Genomic DNA, 8,088 nt, shown 5'->3' on the forward strand with positions numbered 1-8,088 from the left:
CCGGTCAGGCGCCGGTGCGTAGGCGACGAAGGAGCAAGCACCGGTGCCTGACCGGCGGCCCCTCAGGGCCGCGGACACGCGCGCGCCAGCGCGCCAAAAACACAGCGTCAAACCGTCTGGGACTACTCCACCCCAGGTCATCCAGGAGGTCAACGATGACGAACACCCACTCCACCACCGGCGCCCGCGCCCACGCCCGCGCCCAAGCCGCAGCAGCAACCATCACCACCCCCGAGACACCCCCTGACATAGATCCCACAACCATCGTTGCCGCACACCGCATCCCCGCAGGCGGCTACGCGAACATCGTGCTCGGCCGCGGCACTCGAGTGCGCCTCGCAGACCCCTCCGGCACCACCTGCGCCCACCTGTTCCTCCTGCGAACCGAATCCCCCTGGGAGCGGCTGAATGTCGCCGACACCGTGAAAGTCCCGTGGCAGGCTTACCTCAGCGCAGGCCACCCGCTGCTCTCCGACCAAGGCCGGGTCCTGGCCACTGTCCTCACCGACTCCGACGGCCACCACGACACCCTGTGCGGCCCCACCACCGACGGCCGCCACCAGCTCCATCTCGCCGCCGCCAAACAGGGCCTCGAACCTCGCGACGTCGGCCCCTCCATCGCCCTGTTCCGTGGCGCTCGCGTAGCACCGAACGGTGCGATCGAGTCGACCGGCAACGGCGACGCGGGCGCCACCATCGACCTGATCGTCCATCTCCCGGTGACCCTCCTGGTCGCCAACGCCCCGCACCCCCTCGACGACCGCCCCACCGGCGACCTCGACCTTCTCGCCTGGCCCTCCCCCGCGGATCTGGACACCCGCAACGACGACCCCGAATACCGACGGGCCGTGGAGAACACCGAAGCCGCCTGGACGGCCGCACTGAACACGGAGGTTCCGGCATGACCGTCACCCGCACCGTCGTCCTCGACGAAACCGTTCCCGCCCAGGCGCCGTGGTCGGCCATCGTCCGCGCGGGCGATCACCTCGACATCATCGACCTGCACGGCAACCAGGCCGTCGACTGCCTGCTCTATTCCGCCGCCGACCGCACCGACCGCTACAGCGCCCAGGCCACCGTCGCCGCCCAGCGCAATATCTTCCTGACCACCGGCAGCGTCCTGCGCACCGAAGGCGGCACCCCGTTGATGACGGTGGTCGACGACGAGGTCGGCAACCACGACACCATCGCGGGCGCCTGCTCCCAGGAGTCCAACACCCTGCGCTACGGGCACCACACCCGCCACCAGCACGCCTGCGTGGAGAACTTCCTCACCGCCGCCCTCGAATGGGGCTTGGGCAAACGCGACCTGGTCTCCAATATCAACTGGTTCATGAACGTCCCCGTGGAGCCGGACGGCACATTGGGCATCGTCGACGGACTCTCCGCCCCCGGCAAGAAGCTCACCCTGCGCGCCGAGATCGACACCCTGGTCCTCGTCTCCAACTGCCCCCAGATCAACAACCCCTGCAACGGTTTCGACCCGACCCCGGTCCGCATGGTGGTGACCCGATGAGCCTCACCGGCACCCGCGTCGATGACGCCCCATCCGTCACCTCGGACGCGGCGGCCGCGACGATCTCGGGAGTGCAGTCGCCTACCGCAGCGCCTTCTCCTTCGCAGCGGCACATCGAGGTCGTTCGCCCCGGAATGCAGACCACCATCCAGGACTGGCCGGGCCGAATCGGCTACTGGCACATCGGAGTTCCGCCGTCCGGCCCGATGGACGACCTGTCGTTCCGCCTCGGCAACCGAGTGCTCGGCAATCCCGAAGGCGCGGCCGGGCTGGAGTGCACGCTGGGCGGGCCCGCATTGCGGTTCTCGGCTCCCACGTGGGTGTGTGTGACCGGCGCGGTGGCCGATGTCCGGGTGGACGGCGTCCCGGTCGAGCAGTGGCGCACCGTCGAGATCCCGGCGGGCGGCGTGCTCGACGTCGGCGCGATCCGCGGACCCGGCATGCGGACCTACATCCTGCTCTCGGGCGGCATCGAGATCGACGAATTCCTCGGCAGCGCGGCGACATTCACGCTCGGCAAGTTCGGCGGCGGCACCGGTGCCGCCCTTCGCGCCGACGAATCACTCACGCTGGGCGCGCCGTCGGCCTGTCTCGCGCCCGCCATCCCGATGGCCGACCAGCCGGCCTTCGCTCACCGCTGGGAACTCGCGGTCACCGAAGGCCCCCACGGCGCACCGGAGTTCTTCACCCGCCACGACTTCGACACCATTGTCGGCACCGATTACGAAGTCCACTTCAACTCCGATCGCACCGGCGTCCGCCTCATCGGCCCCAAGCCCGAATGGGCCCGCACCGACGGTGGCGAAGCGGGCCTTCACCCGTCGAACATCCACGACAACGCCTACACCATCGGCGCCCTCGACTTCACCGGCGACACCCCGATCCTGCTCGGCCCGGACGGCCCCAGCCTCGGCGGCTTCGTCTGCCCGGTGACCGTAGTCGCCGCCGACCGCTGGAAGCTCGGCCAGCTCACCCCCGGCGACAAGGTTCGCTTCGTGCCCATCCGCTCCGAACACGCCGCTCCCGTGGCAGAACTCGGCGCCCGCCGACGGGCGGCGTTCGGCACCGTCCTCTCAGCGGGCCGCGACGGCGACGACGGCATCCTGCGCCGGACCGAAGTCGACGACGAAACCGGCGTGACCTACCGACGACAGGGCGACGACGGCGTCCTCGTCGAATACGGCACGCTCACTTTGGATCTCGGCCTTCGCGCCCGCGTCCACGCCCTGCACCAGCACCTCATCGCGATCGGCCTGCGCGGTGTCATCGAGCTCACTCCGGGAATCCGTTCCCTCCAGATCAGGGTGGACCCGGCCGTGCTGCCGATTCCCCGGCTCCTCGACCTCCTCGCCGAAGCCGAAGCGCAACTGCCGAATTCCGGCCAACTGGTGGTCCCGAGCCGTACGGTTCACCTCCCGCTGTCCTGGGACGACCCCGCCACGAGGGAAGCGATCACCCGCTACATGCACGGTGTCCGCGCCGATGCCCCGTGGTGCCCGTGGAACATCGAGTTCATCCGCCGCATGAACGGTCTTTCTTCCGTCGATGACGTCTACAAGACCGTTTTCGACGCCGAGTACCTGGTCCTCGGCCTCGGCGACGTCTATCTGGGCGCCCCGGTAGCCACCCCCACCGATCCCCGCCACCGCCTCGTCACCACCAAGTACAACCCGGCCCGCACCTGGACACCCGAGAACGCGGTCGGCATCGGCGGCGCCTACCTCTGCATCTACGGGATGGAAGGCCCCGGCGGTTACCAATTCGTCGGTCGCACCACCCAGGTCTGGAACCACCGCGCCCGTCCCACCGGCACCGCAGGCCCTGGCGTGGATCGCTTCGCCACCGATCCCGAAACCCCCTGGCTTCTACGCTATTTCGACCGCATTCGCTGGCACCCGGTGGAGGCGGCGGAATTGCTCGACCTGCGCGCGGATTTCGCCGCGGGCAAGGTGGACATCACCACCGAGGACGGCGACTTCCGCCTCGCCGACTACCGCAAGTTCCTGGCGGACAACGACGACTCCATCACCGGCTTCCGCGCACTCCAAGCCGAGGCCTTCGCCCAGGAGCGCCAATCCTGGCGCACCGCCGGAGAACTCACCGACTGACGGCAACCGGGTCGCTCAGGCGACGAGAACGGTCTTTCCCGACGCGTGCCCTTGCTCGAACGCCGCGACGGCCTGTGCCGTGTCGGACAGCGGGAACCGTCGCTCGATCACCGGCCGCAAGCCGGCGCCGACAGCCAACCCGGCCAGGTATTCCAGGTCGGCGGCGGCGGGTCGCATGAGCAGAGCCTTCAGAGTCTGCCGCGCGAACAGGTCGGTGAGCGCCACCTGTCCCAGCCATCGGATCGGGCCGAACCAGTTGTTGCCCGGCGCGGCCGCGGAGGAGATGAAGACGCCGTCCGCGGCCAGTACGCGGCGGATCTCCCGCAGCGTGCGGTTGCCCGCCAGGTCGAAGATCACGTCGTAGGGCGCCTGCGCGCGAGTGAAATCGTCGGTGGTGTAGTCGATGACGACGTCCGCGCCGATGTCGCGCACCATCTCGATGTGCCGGGTGCTGCACACGGCCGTCACGTGCGCGCCCAGCACTTTCGCGATCTGCACCGCGAAACTGCCGACCCCACCGGACGCGCCGTTGATCAGCACCCGGTCCCCTGGCCCGACCTTGCCGATGTCGCGCAGGCCCTGCAATGCCGTCATGCCCGAATCAGGTATCGCCGCGGCCTCCTCCATGCTCAACGCGGCGGGAACAACGGCGAACGCACCCGCGTCGGCGCGGACGTACTCCGCGAACGCGCCGCTGGGGACCTCACCGAAGACCCGATCCCCGACCCTGAAATCCGTCACCGAGCCACCGACGCCGACCACTTCGCCCGCCAAGTTCTGCCCGATCATCCGATGCTTGGGCCTGCGCAATCCGAAGCCGAGACGCAGCAGATACGGCGTCCCGGTGAGCAGATGCAGATCGCCACTGCACAGCGACGCCGCCCGCACCCGGACCACCACCTCCCGGTCCCCGGGCGTCGGCCGCGGCACGATCTCGGTCCGCAGCACCTCACCCCCGCCGTACCGGGGGGCAATCCAGGCGGTCATCGAAGCCGTTTCCACATCGGTCATGAGCACTGTCCCTCGTCTCGCACTTACAGCGTAAGCCTCTCCCGTGAGACGCTACGCTTACGCCGTAAGTAGGTCAAGGAAACAGTCAGGAGCCCCCATGCCGCCACGCACCCCACTCACCAGGGAACGAGTCCTGCGTGCGGCCATCGACCTGGCCGACCGGCAGGGCCTGGCCGCCCTGTCGATGCGCAACCTCGCCAAGACCGTCGGCGTGGAAGCGATGTCGCTGTACAACCACGTCGCCAACAAGGACGACCTCTACGACGGCATCATCGACCTGGTGGTCGCGGAGATCTATGTCCCCCGATCGGGCGGCGACTGGCGGGCCGAACTCCGCCACCGCGCCACCTCCGCCCACGAGGTCCTGCTGAACCACCGCTGGGCCACCGGCCTACTCGGCTCCCGCGTCAATGTCGGCCCCGCCATGCTCCGCTACATCGACGCCACCCTCGGCTGCCTGATCACCGCGGGCTTCACCTACGAACAGGCCGACCGAGCCTGGAACGCCCTGGACAGCCACATCTACGGCTTCACCGTCCAGGCCATCAACTTCCCCCTCGACCCCTCCGAATACGCCGCGGCCGCGCAGCGATTCCTACCGCTCATCCCCACCGAGACCCATCCCCACATGCACGCGCTGGCCGCGCTCGTCAGCACCGGAGCTCACTCCGGCGCGGCGGATTTCACCTTCGGCCTCGATCTGCTTCTCGAAGGATTGGCCGACCTGCTCCCCCACTGACAAGGCGGGACAGAACCATGATCATCACGGTTCTGTCCCGCCAGGAGAACAGTGGACGGACGACGGTGCGATCAGATACAGATCTCCACGCTGCCCAGCGGGAAGCACAACGCCACCGATCCGACTTCCGATGCGGTGGGGGTGGCAGCCTGCGGCGCAGGCACGGCAGCCGAGGCCGCGGGAGCGGCGACAGCGCCGAGAGCCAGAACGATGGCGGCCGCCGCGGCTGCCTTACTGATCTTCGCGGACATGGGGGAATCCTTCCCTCGGGTTGATTCGATTGGTTCCAAGCTGCTGATTCCTAGCTGCGCGCTCTTTCAGTGTTCGCTGGGGCGGGGGCAAATTCCAGACAAAAATCCATCACGTCGGACGCAGTGGTGTCGCGGAAGTGTCACTTTCGGGACCGACGGTGACCCCCGCGATGCCCGCGTGCCGCAGCAGCCGACGAATTTCCCGGCGTGACGCCCGGAAATGCCGAGCGTTACCGCCTGGTGACCTTCGCCCACCGCGGTTACCGTCCCGGTATGTGGCCAGAGGCCGTCCACCGATCGAAGTTCGACCGGTCGATGCTGCCGTTGGCATCGGCCTCCCGACCAGCAGTGACGGCAAGCGAAATCGCTTGGTACTGATCGCCGTTGCCAGCGCGCGCCATCCGTGGCGGGCCATTGCCGGCTGGTTCGTCTTCGTCGCGCTGTGCGTCGGAATCGGCGGGAACCCCGCAGCCACCGAGGACTTCTGGATCGTGAGGCGGGCCGCGGTGAGGCGATCGCGAGCGCATCGGGGCCGATCAACCAGGAACCAGGTCCGCGCTCCTGCGTACGGCACCGGGGAACTGACCGTCCGAGTGTGGTGCGACCTCCATGACCGCTTCCGCGACGGCGAGGCAGGCGCCCAGGCGCGGGGGCTGCCGCAAACCTGAATCTCCTTGCAGCAGTAGCCGAACCGCGGCCCAGGGCAGGTTCACGTCGGCGAACGAAGTGTGGAACAACCCCGCCGAGGGTCGTGGGTTCGCCTCGAGCAGCACCGGTTGCCCACCGCGATAGCGCAATTGGATATTCGTCAGATAGGCCAGTTCGAAGTGGCGTACGAGTCGGCGGGCGATGTCGACCAGGGCCGGATCGTCGAGCAGCATGCGAAAGCGCCCCTGCTTGGCTCGCGGAATACCCATCAGCAGTTCGCCGCCCGCGGCGGAGAGGCAGTCGATGCTGATCTCCGGGCCTTCGAGGAACGGCATCACGAGCAGCGGTGGCACCGCTTCGCCCTCCTCCGCCGCCCGGCGCATCGCCCCCGCGACCGCCTCGACCGAGGCCACCGGCCGGGGCGCGACCCGCAGGTTCGCCATGGTCAGCGGACGGTCGTCGAGGATGCGGAAACCGAACGCCGAGTACTCTCCGCTCGGCTTGATGCACAGCGTCTCCCCCGTGAGCGAGAGCTCGTCGACAGCAGCGTAGAACTCGTCGACGTCGGACACCTCGCGCCATGGCGGCACCGGAATTCCCGCGGCACCGGCTATCTCGTAGGTGAGAACCTTGCTGGTCAGCGCCGTCACCGCGGACAGCGGCGAACACATCAGACTGGTACCGACCGCGGCGAAGTCCGCCGTGCGGCCCGCGAGCGCGTCGAGCCGGCGCGGCGGGATGAGCACATCGATCCGGTGCGTTCGGCAGTAGTCGAGCGCGAACTGCGCATACTGCTCGTTGCTGACGTACCGAGGCTCGATCACCGACACATCACACGCCGAGAGAGCTGCCGCGCTCGGATCCACATTGCTGGCATGAATACTGATTGCCACCCCGTCAGGATTCTCCCGCAGCAACCGCATGACCTGCACGGTTGCCGCCCCCGCACTGCTCAGCCAAACCCGAAGCGTAATACCAACCGCTCCCTTCTTGTTCTCGGAGAGAACCGGACCCTATCTCGGTTCTGCTTCGAGCACATTTCGAGCAGAAGGAACCCACGTCACATCCATCCCGCCGAGTCGGACTCCGTTCCGTGGGCACGCCGGAACAGTGAATGAACGGCCGACCTAGCGGGGGAGGAGCGCGCCCGGATCGAAGGTGACTTCATAGGGCGAACGTAGAGTCACCGGATTACCCGCCGACGCACGGTGTGTCTGCTCGTACTCACCATCGGTGCCGAGGGCGTAGGCGAACAGCACCGGCAACTCCTCGTCGGCGAGACAGCCTTTGAACGGGTTGATTTCGAATCGCCAGTACGTCGGAATCCTGGCCTGCGCATACAGAACCGGCTTCACCAATCGGTCCTGCAATGTCGTCGACTTCGACACGACCTCCACGGCGAGCGCGACCTGGCCCACCGGAACCCCGCGTCCATTCCAGTCGATCGATCCGGCGACCACCATCAGATCGGGGATCGGCTCGTCGTCCCCGATGAGTACGCCGACACCGTCCAGGACCAGGTGATCGACGGGAACGCACGCGTCAAGGACCTGGGTCAGCCGTTTGATCAACCACTGATGCTTCGGCTTGGGTGCGGCGTTCGCGACAAGCTGGCCATTCAATACCTCGTAACGCAGTCCGCCATCGGGTAGTTGATCCAGATCAGCAGCGGTCCACTCGGCCGAATGCGGCACCGGCATCGCCACGGAACCCACCTCCTACCTTGCTGAGCTCGTCAGATGAACGCACTGGTAACGCTCAGTTCTAGTTCAGCCATCGTGCTGAACCAGCTCATCACTCGGCCGAACGTGCAAC

The 8,088-nt window shown here is 67.6% G+C and carries 8 protein-coding genes; 4 read left to right on the plus strand and 4 right to left on the minus strand.

What is annotated here, in order from left to right:
- The first annotated feature begins 155 nt into the window (after positions 1-155).
- The 3 genes from ACFWFP_RS23535 to ACFWFP_RS23545 all read left to right on the plus strand — a co-directional run bounded on the left by ACFWFP_RS23535 (position 156) and on the right by ACFWFP_RS23545 (position 3,624).
- Positions 156-905, plus strand: coding sequence for a DUF1989 domain-containing protein (locus ACFWFP_RS23535; protein WP_379298377.1), 750 nt, complete (start codon positions 156-158; stop codon positions 903-905).
- On the plus strand, positions 902-1,516 hold the full coding sequence (locus ACFWFP_RS23540) for an urea amidolyase associated protein UAAP2 (protein ID WP_379298379.1): 615 nt from the start codon (positions 902-904) through the stop codon (positions 1,514-1,516). The genes ACFWFP_RS23535 and ACFWFP_RS23540 overlap by 4 nt, the downstream gene beginning before the upstream one ends.
- Positions 1,517-1,650: 134 nt before the next feature.
- On the plus strand, positions 1,651-3,624 hold the full coding sequence (locus ACFWFP_RS23545; RefSeq protein ID WP_379298885.1) for a 5-oxoprolinase/urea amidolyase family protein: 1,974 nt from the start codon (positions 1,651-1,653) through the stop codon (positions 3,622-3,624).
- Positions 3,625-3,639: 15 nt separating this feature from the next.
- On the opposite strand, the gene ACFWFP_RS23550 is transcribed toward ACFWFP_RS23545, so the two are convergent.
- The gene (locus ACFWFP_RS23550) at positions 3,640-4,635 is read right to left on the minus strand and encodes an NAD(P)-dependent alcohol dehydrogenase (RefSeq protein ID WP_379298381.1); all 996 of its coding nucleotides are present in this window, start codon (positions 4,633-4,635) and stop codon (positions 3,640-3,642) included.
- A gap of 97 nt (positions 4,636-4,732) precedes the next feature.
- On the opposite strand from ACFWFP_RS23550, the gene ACFWFP_RS23555 reads away from it, so the two are divergent.
- A complete protein-coding gene (locus tag ACFWFP_RS23555) occupies positions 4,733-5,374 on the plus strand; it encodes a TetR/AcrR family transcriptional regulator (RefSeq protein ID WP_379298383.1) in 642 nt (213 codons plus the stop codon).
- 71 nt (positions 5,375-5,445) lie between these two features.
- On the opposite strand, the gene ACFWFP_RS23560 is transcribed toward ACFWFP_RS23555, so the two are convergent.
- From ACFWFP_RS23560 to ACFWFP_RS23570, 3 genes are all read right to left on the minus strand, one after another.
- A complete protein-coding gene (locus ACFWFP_RS23560; RefSeq protein ID WP_379298385.1) occupies positions 5,446-5,625 on the minus strand; it encodes a hypothetical protein in 180 nt (59 codons plus the stop codon).
- 536 nt (positions 5,626-6,161) lie between these two features.
- A complete protein-coding gene (locus ACFWFP_RS23565; protein WP_379298887.1) occupies positions 6,162-7,247 on the minus strand; it encodes an ATP-grasp domain-containing protein in 1,086 nt (361 codons plus the stop codon).
- A 153-nt stretch (positions 7,248-7,400) separates the two neighbouring features.
- On the minus strand, positions 7,401-7,973 hold the full coding sequence (locus tag ACFWFP_RS23570; RefSeq protein WP_379298889.1) for a Uma2 family endonuclease: 573 nt from the start codon (positions 7,971-7,973) through the stop codon (positions 7,401-7,403).
- Positions 7,974-8,088 lie beyond the last annotated feature (115 nt).

This window comes from Nocardia sp. NPDC060249, from assembly GCF_042728755.1.
In the GTDB taxonomy this organism is placed as follows: Bacteria; Actinomycetota; Actinomycetes; order Mycobacteriales; family Mycobacteriaceae; genus Nocardia.